This is a genomic window from Thermophagus sp. OGC60D27 (genome assembly GCF_052400625.1).
Lineage (GTDB): Bacteria > Bacteroidota > Bacteroidia > Bacteroidales > Marinilabiliaceae > Thermophagus.
The window spans coordinates 98,116-116,779 of record NZ_JBQTGH010000008.1 but is presented as its reverse complement, the minus strand read 5'-3'; the positions used below and the strand labels follow the sequence as shown (position 1 = coordinate 116,779).

The 18,664-nt window shown below is 44.1% G+C and carries 14 protein-coding genes and 1 tRNA gene; 6 read left to right on the top strand and 9 right to left on the bottom strand.

Annotation, left to right across the window (positions count from 1 at the left end; all coding sequences use genetic code 11):
* Positions 1–32: 32 nt before the first annotated feature.
* The 3 genes from ACT29H_RS11310 to ACT29H_RS11300 form a co-directional block, all read right to left on the bottom strand.
* Entirely contained in the window at positions 33–2,534 is a 2,502-nt protein-coding gene (locus ACT29H_RS11310) for an endonuclease MutS2 (protein WP_444821839.1), read from the bottom strand.
* A gap of 283 nt (positions 2,535–2,817) precedes the next feature.
* Positions 2,818–3,225 (bottom strand): hypothetical protein, encoded by a 408-nt coding sequence (locus tag ACT29H_RS11305; RefSeq protein WP_444821739.1) that lies wholly within the window; start codon positions 3,223–3,225, stop codon positions 2,818–2,820.
* Between the two features lie 12 nt (positions 3,226–3,237).
* Positions 3,238–3,816: an RNA polymerase sigma factor gene (locus ACT29H_RS11300; RefSeq protein WP_444821738.1), complete on the bottom strand. Its 579-nt coding sequence runs from the start codon at positions 3,814–3,816 to the stop codon at positions 3,238–3,240.
* A 138-nt stretch (positions 3,817–3,954) separates the two neighbouring features.
* Here ACT29H_RS11300 and ACT29H_RS11295 point away from each other — a divergent pair, with 138 nt between their 5' ends.
* Positions 3,955–4,308, top strand: coding sequence for a DUF6249 domain-containing protein (locus tag ACT29H_RS11295; RefSeq protein ID WP_444821737.1), 354 nt, complete (start codon positions 3,955–3,957; stop codon positions 4,306–4,308).
* A gap of 1,149 nt (positions 4,309–5,457) precedes the next feature.
* Positions 5,458–6,450: a type I glyceraldehyde-3-phosphate dehydrogenase gene (gene gap / locus ACT29H_RS11290; protein WP_444821736.1), complete on the top strand. Its 993-nt coding sequence runs from the start codon at positions 5,458–5,460 to the stop codon at positions 6,448–6,450.
* 96 nt (positions 6,451–6,546) lie between these two features.
* Here the strand turns inward: gap and ACT29H_RS11285 are convergent.
* Positions 6,547–6,620, bottom strand: a tRNA-Met gene (locus ACT29H_RS11285).
* 926 nt (positions 6,621–7,546) lie between these two features.
* On the opposite strand from ACT29H_RS11285, the gene ACT29H_RS11280 reads away from it, so the two are divergent.
* On the top strand, positions 7,547–10,012 hold the full coding sequence (locus ACT29H_RS11280; RefSeq protein ID WP_444821735.1) for an ATP-binding protein: 2,466 nt from the start codon (positions 7,547–7,549) through the stop codon (positions 10,010–10,012).
* A 49-nt stretch (positions 10,013–10,061) separates the two neighbouring features.
* On the opposite strand, the gene ACT29H_RS11275 is transcribed toward ACT29H_RS11280, so the two are convergent.
* Positions 10,062–11,378 (bottom strand): sigma-54-dependent transcriptional regulator, encoded by a 1,317-nt coding sequence (locus ACT29H_RS11275; protein ID WP_444821734.1) that lies wholly within the window; start codon positions 11,376–11,378, stop codon positions 10,062–10,064.
* 205 nt (positions 11,379–11,583) lie between these two features.
* The gene (locus tag ACT29H_RS11270) at positions 11,584–11,910 is read right to left on the bottom strand and encodes a hypothetical protein (RefSeq protein ID WP_444821733.1); all 327 of its coding nucleotides are present in this window, start codon (positions 11,908–11,910) and stop codon (positions 11,584–11,586) included.
* 83 nt (positions 11,911–11,993) lie between these two features.
* Here ACT29H_RS11270 and ACT29H_RS11265 point away from each other — a divergent pair, with 83 nt between their 5' ends.
* The 3 genes from ACT29H_RS11265 (at position 11,994) to ACT29H_RS11255 (ending at position 13,652) form a co-directional block, all read left to right on the top strand.
* The gene (locus ACT29H_RS11265) at positions 11,994–12,176 is read left to right on the top strand and encodes a hypothetical protein (RefSeq protein WP_444821732.1); all 183 of its coding nucleotides are present in this window, start codon (positions 11,994–11,996) and stop codon (positions 12,174–12,176) included.
* A 56-nt stretch (positions 12,177–12,232) separates the two neighbouring features.
* Positions 12,233–12,712: a low molecular weight protein-tyrosine-phosphatase gene (locus ACT29H_RS11260; protein WP_444821731.1), complete on the top strand. Its 480-nt coding sequence runs from the start codon at positions 12,233–12,235 to the stop codon at positions 12,710–12,712.
* An 85-nt stretch (positions 12,713–12,797) separates the two neighbouring features.
* Positions 12,798–13,652 (top strand): fructosamine kinase family protein, encoded by an 855-nt coding sequence (locus ACT29H_RS11255; RefSeq protein WP_444821730.1) that lies wholly within the window; start codon positions 12,798–12,800, stop codon positions 13,650–13,652.
* 79 nt (positions 13,653–13,731) lie between these two features.
* Here ACT29H_RS11255 and ACT29H_RS11250 read toward each other — a convergent pair whose 3' ends face one another.
* From ACT29H_RS11250 to ACT29H_RS11240, 3 genes are all read right to left on the bottom strand, one after another.
* On the bottom strand, positions 13,732–14,439 hold the full coding sequence (locus tag ACT29H_RS11250) for a cytidylate kinase-like family protein (protein WP_444821729.1): 708 nt from the start codon (positions 14,437–14,439) through the stop codon (positions 13,732–13,734).
* A 317-nt stretch (positions 14,440–14,756) separates the two neighbouring features.
* Positions 14,757–15,920: a DUF418 domain-containing protein gene (locus ACT29H_RS11245; protein WP_444821728.1), complete on the bottom strand. Its 1,164-nt coding sequence runs from the start codon at positions 15,918–15,920 to the stop codon at positions 14,757–14,759.
* A 293-nt stretch (positions 15,921–16,213) separates the two neighbouring features.
* On the bottom strand, positions 16,214–17,944 hold the full coding sequence (locus ACT29H_RS11240) for a cellulase family glycosylhydrolase (RefSeq protein WP_444821727.1): 1,731 nt from the start codon (positions 17,942–17,944) through the stop codon (positions 16,214–16,216).
* Positions 17,945–18,664 lie beyond the last annotated feature (720 nt).

Sequence of the window (18,664 nt, the reverse complement as noted above, 5' to 3'; positions counted from 1 at the left end):
CGCAATTTTGTAATACGATGGTTTATCTCTCGTTATTCCAGTTCGACCACTGTAATTCCGGCACCTCCGTATTGAATGTGTTCATCGCGATATTGTGAAACATATGGCAGTGTTGCCAGATGTTGCCGTATTTGATCGCGAAGAATACCGTTTCCTTTTCCATGAAGTATCTTGATGGTTTGTTCTCCACAAAGGAGGGCTTCGTCCAGGTGTTCCAGAACTTTTGATACGGCATCGTCAGCCCTCAGTCCCCGAACATCGATATCCGGTTTGAATGACAGTTTTTTTGTTCGTACTCGTTCGGCAATATTACTGCCAACAGTTTGGTTTTGCCGGATGGCCTTTTTGTATTCACTTCTGCTGATGCGTTGGAGACGGATGGTTTTAACGGTGGTGATGAGTTGTCCGAAAGCTACAATTGCTTCTTTCTTGTTAACCTCCATGATCTCCCCGGGAATGGATTGACCTTCTAGTTTTACCACATCTCCAGGTTGTAGGGGACGGTTTTTTTCGACCGGGATCTCTGTTTGGTCCGACGTGGGAGGAGTCGTTGAATTTTCAGATTTTCTCTTTTTCTTTCCGGCTTGTTTTTCTTTAATTTTTTGGATTTTCTTTTCCAGTTGTCTTTGAACACTTGCATCTGTGGCAGGGGCTTTAATCTCTTCTTTGAGGCGCTCAATGTTTTTGCGCAGTGAACGTGTTTTTTCCTTTTCTGCCTGCGCCTCTCTGATGCCCCGAATGGTTTTCTCAATTTCTTTATTGGCCGAGGAAAGCAATTCCGACGCTTCCTTACGGGCGTTTTCAATAATTTGCGTTCTCTCCTGTTTTAGTTTTTCAAGTTCTTGTTCGTATTTACTGAGGGTTGTTTCCAGTTTTTTCTCACGGTTGCGTACCATTTCGCGTTTTTTCTCCCAGTAGCGTTTGTCTCGAATAATCTCACGCAAATGTTTATCAAAGTTGATATGATCCTCGCCCAATTGTGTTTTGGCCGTTTGAAGAATTTCTTCGGGGAGGCCGGTCTTTCTGGCAATTTCGAAGGCAAAGGAGCTACCGGGTTGGCCCATCTCCAATTTGAAGAGAGGTTCTATTTTATGCGTATCAAAAAGCATGGCCCCATTTATGATGCCATCGTGTTCGGATGCGAAATGTTTTAGATTGGTATAGTGGGTGGTAATGACGCCGTAAACCTTCAGGCGGTTCAGTTGGTTTAGTACCGCTTCGGCGATAGCACCTCCGAGCATGGGTTCCGTGCCGGTACCGAATTCATCGATTAGCAATAACGATCGGTTGTTGGAATGACGCAGAAAAAACTTCATGTTCATCAGGTGAGAACTGTAGGTGCTTAGATCGTTCTCAATAGATTGTTCATCACCAATGTCCATGAATATATGATCGAAGAAACCCATTTGGGAATTGGCTCCCACCGGCACCGGAAGCCCACATTGCAACATATATTGAAGCAGTCCTACGGTTTGCAGGCAGACCGATTTACCTCCGGCGTTGGGCCCAGAAATGAGCAGAATCCTGTTGTCGGGGGTGAGTTCTATATCCAGAGGAACAACGGTTTTTCCAGTTTTCTGATGTTGAAGGTACAAAAGAGGATGAATCGCCTTTTCCCAACGAAATTCTGTTTCGTTTCGAACGACAGGGACTATCCCGTTAATTTTTTTTGCAAAACGTGCTTTGGCCCGAATGAAATCGATAATGCCCATAAAACGAAAGGCGTACATCATCTCTTCCAGATAGGGGCGAAGGAAGTCTGATAATTCGGAAAGTATTTTGGCGAGTTCCCTGCGCTCGGCGTATTCCAGCTCCCTGATTGCGTTGTTGATCTCTACTATTTCGGCAGGCTCGATGTAAGAGGTTTTTCCGGTGGCCGATTCATCCTGCACAATGCCCTGTATTTTTCTTTTGTTGGCCGAATTGACCGGAATGACAGCTCTCCCGTCGCGGATGGTGATGGTGGCATCCGCCTCTACAATGCCGGCCTGACGAGCTCTTTTCAGAATGTCCTGCATCTTTCCGGAGATGCTGCTGTGTTTGTGTCGTATTTCGCGACGTAGGCGAAGCAACTCAGGACTGGCGTTATCTCTTACTTCGCCCTTTTTATTTATGATGGTATCTATTTTGTCGAGAACAGCGGGATAGACCATCACCGGCTTTGTCAATTCATAAAGAGTCGGGTACTGCTCTTCATCTTTTGATTGAATGAACCGTACAATATCGCGGATGCTTCCCAATGCTCTCCTCAAATCAAAGAGTTCGTGCACTTCCAGAAAGAGCCCTTCCACTTTTAGTTTTTTTAGTGGATCGCGAAGATCAAAGAAATTGGAGGCAGGCATGGCTTGCCCTTCATCTTCGATATGGAGCATTTCGTGCGTTTGACGAAGCCATACGACAACATTGTCGTACTTATTGGAAAAGGTCATCCTTTCCACTCGTTCCTTGCCCATCGGACTCAGGCACCCATTACTGATATATTCCCGTATCTTATGAAAATATAGCTTTGACTCAAATGTTTCCGGATAGATCACGTTGCTTTGAATTTTCTGCAAAATTAACTAAAAGATTGATGATATTTTGCTTTGGAGAAAAGGATTATGGCCCTTCGGTTGGCAGAGGAAACCTGAGATGATGATGGATTTTTGTGTTTTGGAGAGAAAAACTTTTTTTTGTGGAGATATCTTCATCTCCAACAGAGACGTATGATTTTGTTTTTAAGGGCTAACATTTGTTGTCGCAATTGGGGCTGGATGGCATTACTCCGATTTAACGGATCATTTACTGCAAGTGTGAGACCTGTATTAGACCATTCGCTTAAATATTCGATAGTTTTTTAAATAGATGGTCGAGCCCAAGCAGGAGGCTAACAGCGAGCAAGGCTCCAATGATCATTAAATGGATGGGTTTTATCCATGAATAAAGGAATTGGAAAGTTCCGGATATGTTTTTTAACCAGGCAAATTCTGTTGCGTTTTGACTGAGTTGTCCCAGATCTAGCAGAAATCCGATGATGAAGAGGACAAAGATGCCGGGAACGATCCACCATCGGTTTCGGGTATTCACCAGGGGATCAAAATAGTTGGAGCGTGAGACCCATTCGTTTAAAATACGGGCCATCACTTTCTTATTAAAGTCGGCCGTCGGAATCTCTTCCGGCTCAAAACTTTCCTGAAACAGTTGTTTCAGCATTCGGTCTTCATTGTTTGATTTTTTATTAACCATAATTCCGTAGGTTTATAATAAGGAACCTGCCTCCGATTGGAGTATGTATTTCAATTCTTTGAGTAAATTTTTTCGTGCTCTGAAGAGCCTTACTTTTACATTGGATACTGAAAAACCCGTTATTTGAGAAATTTCCTCTACCTTGCGTCCTTCATAATAGTATAAAGTCAAAATAAATGCTTCCTGACCTTTTAATCGTTCAAGAGAAGCTTTTAAAAACCGTTTTCTATCGTCTTTTTCCAATCGTTCGAATGGGACGTTTTCTTCGTCAGGGTTGTTTTCTTCCTTTTCAAAACGTTCATCGTATACGACAGCGTGTTTCTTGTTCTTTCTGAGCATTGTAATCGACTGATGGTAAGTTATTCGATAGATCCAGGTTGAAAAGGAAGATCTTCCTTCGAATTTGGATAAAGCCCGGAATGCTTTTAAAAAGGCATCCTGAGCAACCTCTTCGGCATCCGATTCATTTTTTGTTAATTGCATTGCAAGGGTGAAAACCATGTGACGGTAACGATCAACAAGTTCCGAATAAGCGGCAACATCCCCTTGGAGAACGAGCTTGATGATATGTTTGTCGTCTTGCATTTTCATGGTGGATATAAGACGCTTTAGGTGGTCTTCAGGTTACAAGGTAATCAGATTTTTCTTTTTATCGTTCTGAGTGTAACCCTATTGAAAAATTTGTCGTCCAACGGGCAAAACAAGTAAAACAAACTAAAATTTATGACTATGAATGTGGAAATAATTGTACCGGTAGCATTTTTCGGAATGATTTTCGGAATTGTTGTTTTGGTAAGTTACTACCGAAATAAACGGATAGAACGCACGGCTTTGATTGCTTCGGGTAGAGATGCCTCCATCTTTAAGGAAGAGGGAAAAAAGAACCGAGTAAATGCTCTGAAATACGGCATTTTCCTTGTGGGACTGGCATTAGGGTTTGTCGTAGGCGACTTTTTGGCTGTTGGAGGCCAACTTTCGGAAGGTGTCGCTTACATTTCAATGGTTTTGCTTTTTGGTGGACTAGCCCTCCTGATCTTTTATATGTTGATCAGAAAAAATAAGTCTCTGACCGATGATGAGTGATTCGTTTCAGGTTTCGTATGTCCCGGAATGACTATTGAAATGGCTTATTTTCACTTTCGGAAGTGCAGATGGCAAGAAAATAGTAAAAAGGATTAGTGTGTCAATGATGGATGTTTGGTCCTTTTATTAAGTGCGTTACGATGGGTGTATGTTGGAGGTTTTGTGGGGCTTGGTTAACATTAATTAACCTATTTGATCGTAGATTTTGTGTAAGATTGATCATATTTGTAATTGGGATTTTTTCATAAAACTTGGATTTAAAAATGACTGGGTAAAGGAACCATGATTTTAGGTTCCTTTTTGCCAGTTGTTTTTTAACCACATTTAACCAGAGTTGTGTCTTTTTAATAGGAGACAATCTTATATTTGTAATAGATTTTTTTTCATAGATTTGGATTTGGTTAACAAAGCTGATTTAAGGGAAAAGGACAGTGCTTCAAGGTTGCTGTCCTTTTTTTTGTTGAAGGATAAAGATCGGGAGCGGGTGACGCTTTAACAAGCTTTAAGGCAGTTTTGATGTTCTTAATAATAAAAATGACCATCTTTGCAACGTAGATTTTTTTCATAGACTTGGATTTGGTTAGCAAATGCTGATTTAAAGGGAAAGGGGCTGTTTTCAACAGCCCTTTTTTTGTTGCTCTTAAATGAACCAGGTTTAGTGATTTTTTCCTCTCCCCGATGAATTCTTAATCTTATTCATAAGTTGAATAATCTTCTTAGTGACTCTCACTTTTTTATTGACAAACACTTTGTTAGGCTATAATTTTGGAAAAATGGTTTAGTCTTTCCCGGTTGAGAAGGCCAAAAAGTAATTGAACTTTCATTGAATCATTTTTCATTTATGAGAGTAGGGTGGGTTTGTACTGCAAGCTGAATGACGGGTCTTCCTTGTGAAATTGACGCCATCCCAATAAATAAGAAAATGATCGAGGTGGATATTTTGTTGAACGTGACCTTTCCTTTGAATATTTATTTGGTGAGGAGACGCAGGGTTGGGTTCGGTGTCGTTTAAGGCAGGATACAACAAAAGGAAAAAATGAAACGGATGTGAAACGTTCACGACAATATGGAATTGTGACAAAAGAAGATGTATAGACCCATATATTGTGCGAGTTCCATTCGGCCGATAACTTAGAAAAATTTATAGGAATGAGAAAAATTGCAATTAATGGGATGGGGCGCATTGGCAGAGCAGCCCTTAAAGTAATATTGGATACCCCCAATCTGGATTTGGTGGCAGTCAATGATGTTGTTTCTGTGGAAAATATCGCCTACCTCATAAAGTATGATTCGGTTTATGGCATCTATGAAAAGGAGGTGACTTATGATTCCAATCACATTATTGTTAATGGGAAAAGAATTAAATATCATTCGATTCGGAATCCGGAAGAGTTGCCCTGGGAGAAGTATCTTATTGATGTTGTCATAGAAGCGACAGGTTTGTTTACAGCGGGGAAAGATGCTGAAAATCATATTACTGCAGGAGCTAAAACTGTCATTATTTCAGCCCCCACAAAAAGTTCTGATGTGCCGACGGTTGTTCATGGGGTTAATTCTGAGGGCGGGAAAACCAGAATCTTTTCTTGTGCCAGTTGTACCACCAATAACATTAGTCCGGTTGTTGAAATACTGGGGCGTCGGATAGGAATCAAAAAGGCGATTATGACAACGGTTCATGCTTATACCGCTTCACAGTCCGTCGTAGACGGCCCTTCAAAAAAGAACTTTCGAATGGGACGTGCCGGAGCAGCCAATATTGTTCCTACCACAACCGGAGCAGCCATCGCCACCACCAAGGCATTACCCCAATATGCAGGAGTATTTGATGGTGTAGCCCTGCGTGTTCCCATACCCGTAGGGTCCATTTCCGATTTAACTTTTGTTGCCCGGCGAAATGTCACTGTCGAAGAGGTGAATGCAGTGTTTAAGGAAGAGTCGGTAACTGATCGTTACCGGAATGTGTTAACAGTTTCAGACGAACCATTGGTTTCATCAGATATTGTAAAAAGTCCGTATGCCGCAACGGTGGATTTGGGGATGACTCGTGTGGTAGATGGTGACTTGCTTAAAGTGATGGCCTGGTACGACAACGAATGGGGGTTTACCAATCAAATGATTCGACAGATTCTGGTCGATATATAATTATTTCGAAGATATCGGAAAGTGATCTTGAAACGCGGGGATGTAACAATAAAAAAAAAGAGTTATAACAATGATGTGTTATAACTCTTTTTTGTGTAGCGAGAGGCGGGCTTGAACCGCCGACCTCATGATTATGAATCATGCGCTCTAACCAGCTGAGCTACCTCGCCATTCCTGTTTTTGCGGTTGCAAATGTAGGTCTTTTGGGAATATTTTCCAATTAAAATCGGGGTATTTTTTTCTTTTTTCAACATGGAATTTCCTAATTAATTCACCCATCGTAAATTGAAGGACCCTGTATTCTTGCTTCTAAATGCGGTCATTTGGGGTCCTGACATTAGTTTTGTTTTTTTCGTGGAATCGGACCTTCATGGTGATCTCCCATACGAGCAATAGCTTGCCATTTTTCACAGTAGGGCTGTAACGTGCCATCCTTATACCCTCTTATCCGTATGTTAAACAATTGCTTTTATTCTAAGGAAACGAGGAGGATAAATGTGATTGCCCAAAAGGAGCACTATGTAACCATTGTCATGTGCGTTACATTTGCTTATGGTTTTAGATGAATTAGATACTAAAAATTTCTATCTGCGATGTTGGCATTTGAAGTTTTCCCGAACAATTTTCACCCACGTTGATGGACAACCCGGGAGCGTTGGAATGGTTAAGTTTGATGCATAATTTTTTCCCGGAAATGATTGCGCTTTGCCATGTTTGCTGCCAATTCGGCCGGATGTTGGTTTTTATATTAATCATTATATTGCATTATGAAACGTGCATGACCAATTAAGGTTGTCACAAAAAAAGCCTGATCTTTAGGTTGTTCGGTCAATAGTCAGATAGACCATTAGGCGATTAGGCCGTTTGGATGTATCTACGCACTGTGAACTAGAAACTTGGAACTTGTTTGTTCCTGCGAGTTTCATTCGACCAATGACTTAAAAAGTGTGATACGAATGCAACCAGAGCTTATGCATGGGACTATAAAGGTCTCGCTATAGGGGAATATTAATGGTTGTCAGCCTCAAATTGAGATGTCAGATGGCATAACTTTGCGAGGCAGGCTGATGCCAACCATAAACCAAAAAGTATTGTAATGAGAAGCAACTGGCCTGAACGATATATTAATACCAAAGTTACCACCGGTTTTGTGTTGTTATTGATTGTGGCCGCTTTGGCTTTTGGGATCAATTATTTTGGTGTTGTACGTCATTTGAGTAACCATCCGCGAACCGACCCGGTGGGCAAACGGCTTCTTCTGCTTAATGAATTGATTTTTAGAATGCAGGATGTTGATCGAGCCTCCAGAATATATGTGCTGACCGGGTTAAGGCAGGACCATCAGAGGTTTAAGTCTTTAAACGACTCCGTCCATGTGCTTCTGGACAGTTTGGGAATTGTTTTTTCGGACACCCTGTCTCTGACTAAGGTGGATACTCTTAAAATCCTTTATGATCAAAAGAGAGAGCGTATTCAGCAACTTTTTGAGCTCAGTGAGATTAATCGTTATAGAAGTAAATATCAGGATGTTCGGTTTTTCTTGCCCGATAGCCTTAATTATCAGATCAGTCAAATTACCTATTCTCACTTTGTGGTCGATTCTGTTGAAACGCCAATTCTTCCTGATGAGGATGAAGAAAAAATAACTTTCTTGGGGCGCATTTCGCGATTTATCACCGGCAATAAAGGGGAAGACTCGGTGGTGATTTCTCCCACGCCTAAAATACACCAGATCGTTGATTCCTCTTTCATTACAAAGGTGACCAAAGATCCTGCCATAGAAAAAGTACGCAAGCAGTTGGATATCATAGAGAAACAAGATCGTCGTTTTTCCGAGCTGTTGCTGGGGAGAGAGCGTAGCCTGATTCGTCTCGATGACCAGCTTACCGGTACCATTCGTGAGATTGTGCACCAGTTGCAAGGGGAGGCACTGGCCGCATCCTCTCAATACCAGGAAGGCTTGACAAATATGAGGATTGACCTGTTGCAACAGCTTATTTTTCTTGGGATATCGGCCCTCATCATTATTATTGGTTTTGTGTTTTGGATCAACCGGGATTTGCGAAGAAGCAGACGTATGAAAGAACAGTTGGTGAAATCCAAAGAAAAAGTTGAGTCGCTCATGAAGACCAAGGAACGGTTTCTGGCTAATATGAGTCATGAAATTCGAACTCCCCTGACATCTATTATTGGTTTTTCAGAACTTATGAAGTCTGATAACCACAGCGCCGAGATCATTTACAACGCTGCCCAGCACTTGTTGGCGCTGGTGAATGATATCTTGGATATGTCTCAGATGAATGAAGGTAAGATCACGCTTCATTATGAGGCTGTTCATCCCGACGATCTGGTGCGTGAAGTGTGGGAAACGTTTATCGGGAAAGCCAAAGAAAAAGAAATTAACTTTCGCTATTCCATTGGGACCGATATTCCCACTTTTCGTGGTGATAAAACCCGTCTCCAACAAATTTTGATCAACCTGGTGGGCAATGCCATTAAGTTTACGGGAGAGGGCGCCGTAATAATTTCTCTGGAAAAAGAAGAAAAAGATTTATTGTTTGCGGTTAAAGATACCGGCCCAGGCCTATCCGTTGATGATCCAAACGAGTTGTTTGAGGCGTTTTCACGGTTCAATACGGTGACCTCACCTAAAGCATCCGGATCCGGCTTAGGGCTAGCCATCAGTAAAAAACTTGTTGAAGCCATGGAGGGTACCATTGGCTTCAGAAACAATGCGGAAAAAGGTTGTACCTTTTGGTTTCGCATACCGTTGCTGTTACCAACTTCCGGTCGGCAAAACCATGGAGAGAATAAAGTTCTTGTGCCTGATGGAAAGAATCTGCTGGTGGTTGATGATGACCCACTCGTACAACAGTTGCTGCGTGGGTTTCTTAAGCATCATACCAATATTCATGGATGTTCCACTGCCACAGAAGCTCTTGAGTGGCTTGACCAGGGATCTTTTGATTTGATTATCTCCGACTACCGAATGCCGGGAATGAACGGTGTCGAGTTTGTTAAGGAGATACGTAAAAGAAGCACGGTTCCGGTTCTTTTATTTTCGGCGGCTGCGAACCAACATCTTCTGGACGAAACATCGCAAATGGAAAACATTACTTTTTTGCCCAAACCATTTTCCAAAAGCGATTTGTTAAAGGCTATCCGGCGATTGATCGAGGCTCCAACTCTTCCCCATGAAGATGTCGGAAATAAAGAGGCGGCTGCTGCAGCTCTGTACGACTTAAACGGTGTTTTGTCATTTACCGGAGAGGATCAGGCGTTTCTTGCTTCGGTGGTGACGACTTTTATTCATGAGACCAATAAGAATTTAATAGAGATGTCGTTCCTGATCCGAAAAAGGAAGTTTGATGCCATCTCGGATTTGGCTCATAAAATGCTAACGGGATTCCGCCAATATGCCATAGAAGAAGGGGTGGCCATCCTGAAAGGGATGGAAGTGATGAGTAAACCCGGCTACCATTCACAGCTTAAACGGAGCTTTAAACGGTTAAAAAAACATTGGAAACGGGTGGAAAAGGAATTGGAAAAAGTGAACGGATAGGTCCCATCCCAAGGGCAAAAAAATATGGCAGCCGTGTCTGATTTTTGGGTTAGTAGTCAATTTTCAGTTTTTGAAGTTTATTGTAGAGAGTCTTGCGGTCAATTCCCAGCAATCGGGCAGCCTTGCTCTTGTTGTGTTTCACTTTACGAAGAGTTTCTTCGATTAATTGTTTCTCTGTTTTTTCTTTTTCTTCAGAAAAGCTGGTGGCATTAATGGACCGGGGGTGTGGTTCCAAAATTTCGGGGGGAATGACTTCCCGGCCAATCCAATGGTCTTTGCTGAGCAATACGGCTCGTCGGACAACATTTCTGAGTTCCCGGAGATTTCCCGGCCAGTCGTAGGTGCCAAAAGCTTCCATCACCTCTTCTGTGAAGCCTTTGATCTCTTTTCCAAATTCATCGGCTGCCTGGCGACAAAAATGGTCGGTGAATACCATTAATTCGTCCTGTCTTTCACGAAGTGGGGGAACGATTATCGTAAATTCATTGAGCCGGTGAAATAAATCCTCTCTAAAATTTCCTTCGCGCGCTTTTATTCTCAAATCATCATTGGTCGCCGTCAGAATACGAGCTTCAATAGGAAATTCCTGATTGCCGCCGACTCTGTGGGCCCGTCGTTCCTGAATGGCTCTGAGTAGTTTTACCTGCACATCGTAGCTCAAATTCCCCACTTCGTCCAGAAAGATGGTTCCTTTTCCGACGCTTTCGAAATGGCCTTTTTTGTCATCCAGCGCTCCTGTAAAACTTCCTTTGACATGTCCGAACAATTCGCTGGAAGCGATTTCCGGGGTGAGGGCTCCGCAGTCCACCGCTACAAATGGCTCGTTCCGGTGTTGGCTGAGCTCGTGAATGCGACGCGCCACAAACTCTTTGCCGGTGCCACTTTCGCCCTGTATCAGTATCGATACCTCGGTAGGTGCCACCAGTCGAATGTGTTCATCCATCTCATTGGAGTGATCCCCCACACTAACGATGTACCCGTTGGATAAAGGAGAAGAATGATCGCTGCTTTTTAAAGCTTTTTCCACCACATGAATCAGCTCAGTGGCATTTACGGGTTTGGTAATGTATTCGAAAGCCCCTTTTTTTATGGCATTGACAGCCACTCGGATGTCCGAATAAGCAGTGATCAATACCACCGGCAGATTGGGATATTTACTTTTGGCGTAGTTCAAAACATCCAAGCCGCTACCGTCGGGCAAGCGGTGGTCGGACAGAATTAAATCGAAATGTTCATGGTTGATTAATGTTTTGGCTTTTTGGTAGGAGCCGGCAAGAGACGTTTCCATCTCCTTTTTTCTCAAATACCCGCTCACCATTAAACCAAATGAGGTGTCATCATCAATAATCAGTATTTTTTTATTCATGCCCCTGATCGTTTTGATTGGTTAAATATAACCAATTTTATGGCTGTAGGGATAATTTTGGTCCGATTTTATATTGTTAAAAAGAGTTGGGGCGCGTTGGTATCATTGTTTATTTGGTTACAGGTGTTTCAGCTGGTAGAGGTCAAAAAAAAAGGACTACCATCACATGGCAGTCCTTCTTAAGAAATAAGGAAATTATAACAGTTTAGGAGTTAGGGGTATATGTTGTGCCATCGCTGTTGTAAAGGGCAATGACTTTTTCATCTCCTTCATTTCCGAGAACGAGTTTGTAGACTTTTTTTCCGTCAACTTCGGCAACTTTGGCTTTAGTAACAGGTGTTTCGGGATGTTCCTTTTTAACGGCTTCAAGAACAGCTTCAGGGACCTCACTGATCTCAATTTCATTGAAAGTGACTTCATCTTGCTGAGTTGCAGAGTAAAGGGTGTGGTCGTTTTCAACGGCATACATCGTGGGTGTTGCAACAACAAAAAGCAACAAAGCAGTTAGGGTGAACCAAAACTTACGTTTCATAACATTATTATTTTAGGTTAAACAAACTATAATCAAACGTTCGGTTCTTATATAAGAAAAGAACGTGCCAATTTCTGGATGCCATGTGGTGGGGGATGGGTAGGTGGTTGGAATACAGTGCGATGGTGCGTGAGGGTGAAAATGTCGATATTATTTACCGTTGCGTGGGTGTGGAAAAAAATCCACAAATTGTGGAAGGCCGCTACACTCTTTATTTCGTAACCGCCTTATGGTTCTTGGGAGGGGAGCGGCGATCCTATCCTTAAAGAGTTTTTTCGGATGGCACGGGGAAACTTGTATATTTGCAAGCAAAATGAAAACCATGGAGAAAAAGAAAATATTATTTGTGTGTTTAGGAAATATATGCCGTTCTCCCAGTGCCGAAGCCGTCCTGAAAGGAATGGCTCAAAAAGCCGGTATCGCGGATCAATTGGAGATTGATTCTGCCGGTTTGAGCGATTTTCATGCGGGGGAACAGGCCGATAAAAGAATGCAGGAACACGCTATAAAAAGAGGGTATCATCTTACCAGTATCAGCAGACCGGTGAATCCTATGAAGGATTTTGACTACTTCGATATGATTATTGGGATGGATGACCAGAATATACGCGAACTGGAACGGCTGGCCGAAGGGTCATCCGCTATTTCCAGAATTTTTAAAATGACCGATTTTTGTCACGACTGTAACAAAGATGAAGTTCCGGATCCGTATTATGGTGGTGATGAAGGCTTCGAACTGGTGCTCGACCTGCTGGAACAGGCCTGTCAAGGATTAATTGACTTTCTGAAGAGTAATCCCTGAGCAAAATGATAATTCTTTTGCCAGCTTCCTGAACCGGCTTTTTTATTACGTCCGATAGAATGATGATTCAAGAAAGAGAAAAGCTATGGATATACATCAATTGGAACAGGTGCTGGGAGAAAAAATTTCCCAAACCACCGGTGCATCAGGAGGGTGCATCGCCGACTCCAGGATCGTTACCACAGCATCCGGGAAAAGCTATTTCTTAAAGCAGGGGTTTGCAGACGGAATGTTCCGAAAAGAGGCAAATGGCCTTACCGAACTGGCCAAACCCAACATCCTGAAGGTTCCGGCAGTCATCTGTTCCGGAGACGATTTCCTGATTCTGGAACATATCGAGCAGGGGGCCAAAAAGAAAGATTTTTTTGAAGTTTTTGGCCGTAAGCTGGCATTGATGCATCAGTATAGTGGTGCGTCGTTCGGCTTTTTTGAAGATAATTTTATAGGGTCTACGCCCCAGAAGAATATTCCTGCCGGTGAAGAAGCTCATAACTGGCCCCTGTTTTACTGGAATAAACGATTGTTATACCAGTACAGACTGGCAGAAAGAAACGGATATGCCGATTCGGTCATGCAGAAGCTGTTTGCTTCACTTGAAACGAACTATGAAAAAATTATGGCTGGGAGTGATGAACCACCCTCTCTGTTGCATGGCGACCTTTGGGGCGGAAACTATCTGTGCGACAGGAATGGAGAGCCGGTGTTGATTGATCCGGCAGTCTATTATGGCCATCGGGAGGCAGATCTGGCCATGACAAAACTATTTGGCGGTTTTTCTTCCGCCTTTTATCGCGCCTACCAAGAAACCTGGCCGTTAAAAGAAGGGGCAGCAATAAGAGAACCGATCTATCTCCTTTACCATGTCATGAATCACCTGAATCTTTTTGGATCAGGATACTATGGTCAAACCATCGGATTGTTACAGAAACTGGTTGGTTGAGAAGATGATGGATGCTGAATAAAAGCCGGCATCCAAAGTAAACCGGGAGCGCAAAACGGGTATGGTCAAATCAACCTTTCTACACGACAAAGCCCCGGGACTCGGCAAGGATGACAATACTTTCAACAATCTCTTCATCGGTAAGGGTGGCACAGTTAAAAAAGATATCGAAATATTCGATGTCGGGACGTTCCTTTTCAAAATAATTGCGGAAAGCGTCGCGACGTTGATCCATCTCAAAAGCTTCTCGGCGGGCTTCCTGCATGGTCATTCCTTGTATGTCAGCAACCCTTTTTGCACGCCAGTCAAGTGGTGCTTTTAGTTTGATGTGCAGTGAGTTGACGAAGTTTTTGGTGATGGCCTCGGCCGCCCTTCCAATAATGATGACGTTTCCTTCCACGGCGGCGTTATAGATAAATTTGGCTATGGTATTTTTTATCTTGACATCACTGGGGTAGTATTCGTCGGAGAAGAAAAGCGCCAGATTTTCAAAAAAACCTCTTTCTTTATATTCAGACAGTTCCTTCATCAAGGAGGGGGATAATTTCAATTCTCGGGCCGAATCTTCAATAATTTCTTTGCTGATCCATCTCCATTCACGAGAGTTGCGTTGCGCCTTATTTTTTTCTGTGAGGGTTTGTGCCAGTTTTTTGGCAATTCTTCTTCCCGGACAGCCATACTCCCGTGAAATGGTAATAACCGGACCGGGCGATTCGAAAGTAGGTCCCTTGGGGCTTTTTTTCCGTCCGGTGCGTTCGCGCATATATTTTAAGAACAGATTATCCATATATTTTTTTTATTGAAATGTAGGTTGATACAACACCTCCGTGCATATTTCCATCCCTTGAAGTAGTCGCCTTTTTCAGGTTATTAAATCACATTGCGGGTTGTGAAAAAGTGGGTTCCGGGTATGTTCTGTCAGATGTCTCTAAAATACGCTTTTTCTGCAAAAATGAAAAGAGTTTTTTGAGATTTTATCAATAAGGAATGAGGATAAATAGGGTTGTTTAGAACCGGTGAAATCCCATTCTTAAATGGGTGCAAAAGTCCGATGCACAAGAATATCCAATGGCCACAAATTCCTGTTTATTTGACGGCGGAACCTTAAATCCACGTCAATCGGTGCCATATCTGCTCTAACGGCCCTCGCTTATGTTGTTTAAGCCACCATGTGCTGAAAAGAATTTGAAGGATGCCCAGTCCCAGGCCTATGATAAGGCTGAAGCTCGCTCCGGTGTATTGATAAAGGCCCAATCCAAAACCATAATAGACAAAGGATCCCAGAATGGATTGCAACACATAGTTGGAAAGACTCATCCTTCCCATGGGGGATAATTTGTTCAGCCACGACCGGGCGGCGGTATGTCCGAATAAGAGGACAAAGGTGGATCCCAGCATGGTCATAAAGGCCAGATTCGACCAGGAGGTTACGGCTGTTTGTATTCGGGCGATGACATACGGATGCCATTCCATGTGTGGCAAAGCTTTGTGCAGCAGGAAGAGCGGAATGAATGCCACAATGGCGGTTGTCAGGGCTCTTTGCCAAAAGGTTTTGTTGTGAGAGGCAGTCGTAAAACGCTGAGTGCGCCCCAGCATAAAGCCTGTGAGAAACAATGCAGCCGTCTGAAAGAATCGGCCATTTTCGTACGACCAGAAGAAAACGGCCAGCCGACCATTCGTGAGGTTGCTTCGCATGGCCTCCAAAAAAGTTCCGTTCGACAACGGTTCTCCTATCAAGCTAAAATACCCGTCGGCACGAGAGGCGATTTCCACATTGTCCGGATTGATCAAATATCCGAAAAGACGAATCCATTCCAGTGGTTGCATCATCAATACGATGGCTGCGCTCCACACCAATCTGTTGCTGAGCCGCCGAAACGGAACCAGAACGACTCCAATGATGGCATATATGGCCAGTATATCTCCCTCAAAAAAGATGGAATTGAGAAATCCGAAACAGAGAAGCAGCAACAAACGCCAAAGAAAACGACCGCTGAAATCATTTCCTCTTTGCTGTTGATTGTTGTACTGAATGTAAAATGTCAGCCCAAACAACAGCGCAAATATGGCATACGATTTTCCGCCGAAAAGAAAAAATAAGGTATCCCAGATTATGGAATCGATGGCCTTGAGCCACTCCGGCAGATCGTCGGGAAAATGATATAAGTCAAAATGCTCGATGTTGTGCAACAACATGATGGAAAGAATAGCAAATCCCCGAAGGGCGTCAACAACGATCAGTCGTGGCGTGCTGGATGATGGGGCCATAGTATAAATAATTGTAGTTAGTTTTCAATCAACCAGCGAGCCGGCATTATGGCGCAGATCTCTTGGTTGCCCAAAAAATTCAGCAACGGATTTTTTTTCAAAGCTCTCCGAATCAGGCGACTGAACCGCCCAAATACTTTTAAGGGCTTCGGAAGCACTCTTTGTAATCCGTAACTGTAATCTATTGGTTGGTGAATTTAGAAATCAAAAATGTTAAAATTTTTGGAATTATCACAATGGGAAGAAGGGATGTTGTTCCCTTGAACCATTTTAGTGCTGAATATCAAGGTCGATTATAAGACCATAATTTTTTGGAGTGCTGTCTGGCCGTTTTCTAAAGAAATGATAGCGAAGTAGAGGCCGGGTGAGAAAGCATTCATCTTTATATCACCGCTAGGGGCGGCGAAAGATTTTTGCAACAGGACGCGCCCATGGCGATCCATAATCTTCACCCGGTTGACGGGATTTTCGGACACAAAATAGAGGACATCCCGCACAGGATTGGGATACATGCTGATACCGGTCTCGCCGGGTGCCGGCACGGCAAGGTCAAGAGAAACCTTCTCCAGCTTCACTTGTTCCAGTTCAATTTGTTCGTTGATAAGGCCTATATCAAAAACGATCCGGCTGTTGGCATCGGAAGGTTCTGTCATGATAAATGAGAAAGAATGCCAGGCCGGATGATGGTCCAAATTCAGTTGAAATGTTCCGCTGTACGAATTCCAGGGCGTCGACGCTTTTCCAATATAGACCGGGATATTGATGGATGAACCTGCACCGGCGAGTATGGAGAGACGGTACATCACACCTTGCTCCAGCGATATGCCGCTTTTGACCATTTGTGCATGCCATGCTTCGGTACCGGAGGTTTCCACCCGGGCCACTATTTTTTGATCGTCGTGAGACAAATCCCCTGCGGCACCCCCCTGAAGATAAAAATTCCATCCATCCAGCCCCTCTGAAAAATCGGAATCATAGACGACGGAATAGTGTACTTCTGTTGGGTCGGGCATGGGATTATTCAGTAACGCATCCACCAATGGCTGATAGAATTCTTGCGTGTTGGGGTCATAAATGCCAAAGCCGGCACTAAATTCCCAATAGGCCCAGCTAAAACCCTGTTGCTCGAACCAGCGGGCCAGAAAGGTGGTCCAGCGGGCGCGCGAGTCCATGTCGGCTTTACTGTAGGCACCAAATTCGCCGATATGTACCGGAATATGATTGGTTTCCGAAAAATTGAGTAAGGCTTGAAATTCATTTTCTATGGTTTCTCGTTCTGCTTCCGTGTCATACCATTGGGTTCCCAACCAATTTTCGGCATCGTCGCCCACCCATTCGGCCCCTTGGTGAGTAAACGGAAAAGGGTTGTAATAATGAACCGATACGATGATGTTTTCGTCGTCGGGCAGTTGTATGTAGGGTAAGCCTTGCAGACCGCCATATTCGGCCGTTCCCATCAGAACCACCCGGTTGGGATTGGTTGTCCGGATCACCTCCAGCGCTTCGGAAAAAAAGGTGTTCCATCGTTGGGGTGTCAACGCACCATGCGGCTCGTTCAACACCTCAAACAGCAGATCTTGGGGATAATCTCTGAAATAGTCGGCTATTTGAGACCACTGGGAAAGGAAACGTGCTTTTTCTCCTTCCGGATCGGCATACAAAGCTTCGTGGTGGTGCATGTTAAGGATGATCATCAGACCTTCGTCCAATGCTTTGTCGACCACTGTCTTAATCTTTTCCAAAAAGTCGGCCGAAATGGTATAGGGAGCCTCGGACAAACTCCGATCTTCGGGTTCCCACCGCACCGGCAGTCGCACGTGGTCGAACCCTAAATTGGCCATGATCTCAAAATATTCGGGTTGCCAGGGATTGCCCCAGGCATCCTCCGAAGGGGCTTCAAAAGTATTTCCCATGTTGATGCCGCGTCCCAGACGCTGGTTGATTTCAAAGGCATCCTTACGCTGTTGGGCACAAATGGTGGTTAGTGTCCATAATAATATCACGGTTATCATTGATCGAAACATAACTGATGGGCTTTAGTTTAAGTATTTCGTTCAATCTAAGATAGCTGTTTTGAGGAATGATTTCAAAATAAATTTTATGGGATTGGTTGTTGATCTGTCCGGGATGTGGATCGTCTGATGGCCTGTACAACAATTAAGACGGGCCCGGGAGAGGAATATTGGTGTTTTGCCAGGTAAAGCATGGCTAACTGTCGAATCCCTCATCATGAAAAAAAGGCCATGCTCCGATCAGAACCTTCTGATTTCCGGGGCCCATTGGGGCGTTCCGGATGGAGCGTGAGGTGGTGCTGGTGGGTTTATGGAGGTTTCTGTCGCTTTAAGCCCGTCGCAGGGGGCATGTTGGGGTCTCCTGCCGACCTGGTATGCGTCGCAGGCGCTTTGCGGGTGCTTCCTGCCCGCCAGCGCGGGTCACCACACCGGCAGGAGGGGGTACAGGTACGGCAGGACGCCACAACTCTTTGGCAGGAGCAGCGAAACTCCGGCAGGACGGGGTATCTATCCGGCAGGACGAGGTCCTACCCCGGCAGGAGGGGGCATTCCCCGCCAGCGCCCCTCAAAACCGTGCCAGGAGGGCCTATCACCCGCCAGGAGGGGTGTTTTATCGGCAGGACGGGTCTTCCCCTGGCAGGAGCTCCCACCACCCGCCGGGACGGCGGCGATAAGGACCGGACTACGCAGAAGTAGGAGGGAAGACTGCCCGGGGGCCGCAAAGGCGACAGG

Coding starts and splice junctions, on each gene's coding strand:
- ACT29H_RS11305 (WP_444821739.1), bottom strand. CDS start 3,225: ATGGTTAATAAAAAATCAAACAATGAAGACCGAATGCTGAAACAACTG.
- ACT29H_RS11300 (WP_444821738.1), bottom strand. CDS start 3,816: ATGAAAATGCAAGACGACAAACATATCATCAAGCTCGTTCTCCAAGGG.
- ACT29H_RS11295 (WP_444821737.1), top strand. CDS start 3,955: ATGAATGTGGAAATAATTGTACCGGTAGCATTTTTCGGAATGATTTTC.
- gap (WP_444821736.1), top strand. CDS start 5,458: ATGAGAAAAATTGCAATTAATGGGATGGGGCGCATTGGCAGAGCAGCC.
- ACT29H_RS11280 (WP_444821735.1), top strand. CDS start 7,547: ATGAGAAGCAACTGGCCTGAACGATATATTAATACCAAAGTTACCACC.
- ACT29H_RS11275 (WP_444821734.1), bottom strand. CDS start 11,378: ATGAATAAAAAAATACTGATTATTGATGATGACACCTCATTTGGTTTA.
- ACT29H_RS11270 (WP_444821733.1), bottom strand. CDS start 11,910: ATGAAACGTAAGTTTTGGTTCACCCTAACTGCTTTGTTGCTTTTTGTT.
- ACT29H_RS11265 (WP_444821732.1), top strand. CDS start 11,994: ATGTGGTGGGGGATGGGTAGGTGGTTGGAATACAGTGCGATGGTGCGT.
- ACT29H_RS11260 (WP_444821731.1), top strand. CDS start 12,233: ATGGAGAAAAAGAAAATATTATTTGTGTGTTTAGGAAATATATGCCGT.
- ACT29H_RS11255 (WP_444821730.1), top strand. CDS start 12,798: ATGGATATACATCAATTGGAACAGGTGCTGGGAGAAAAAATTTCCCAA.
- ACT29H_RS11250 (WP_444821729.1), bottom strand. CDS start 14,439: ATGGATAATCTGTTCTTAAAATATATGCGCGAACGCACCGGACGGAAA.
- ACT29H_RS11245 (WP_444821728.1), bottom strand. CDS start 15,920: ATGGCCCCATCATCCAGCACGCCACGACTGATCGTTGTTGACGCCCTT.
- ACT29H_RS11240 (WP_444821727.1), bottom strand. CDS start 17,944: ATGTTTCGATCAATGATAACCGTGATATTATTATGGACACTAACCACC.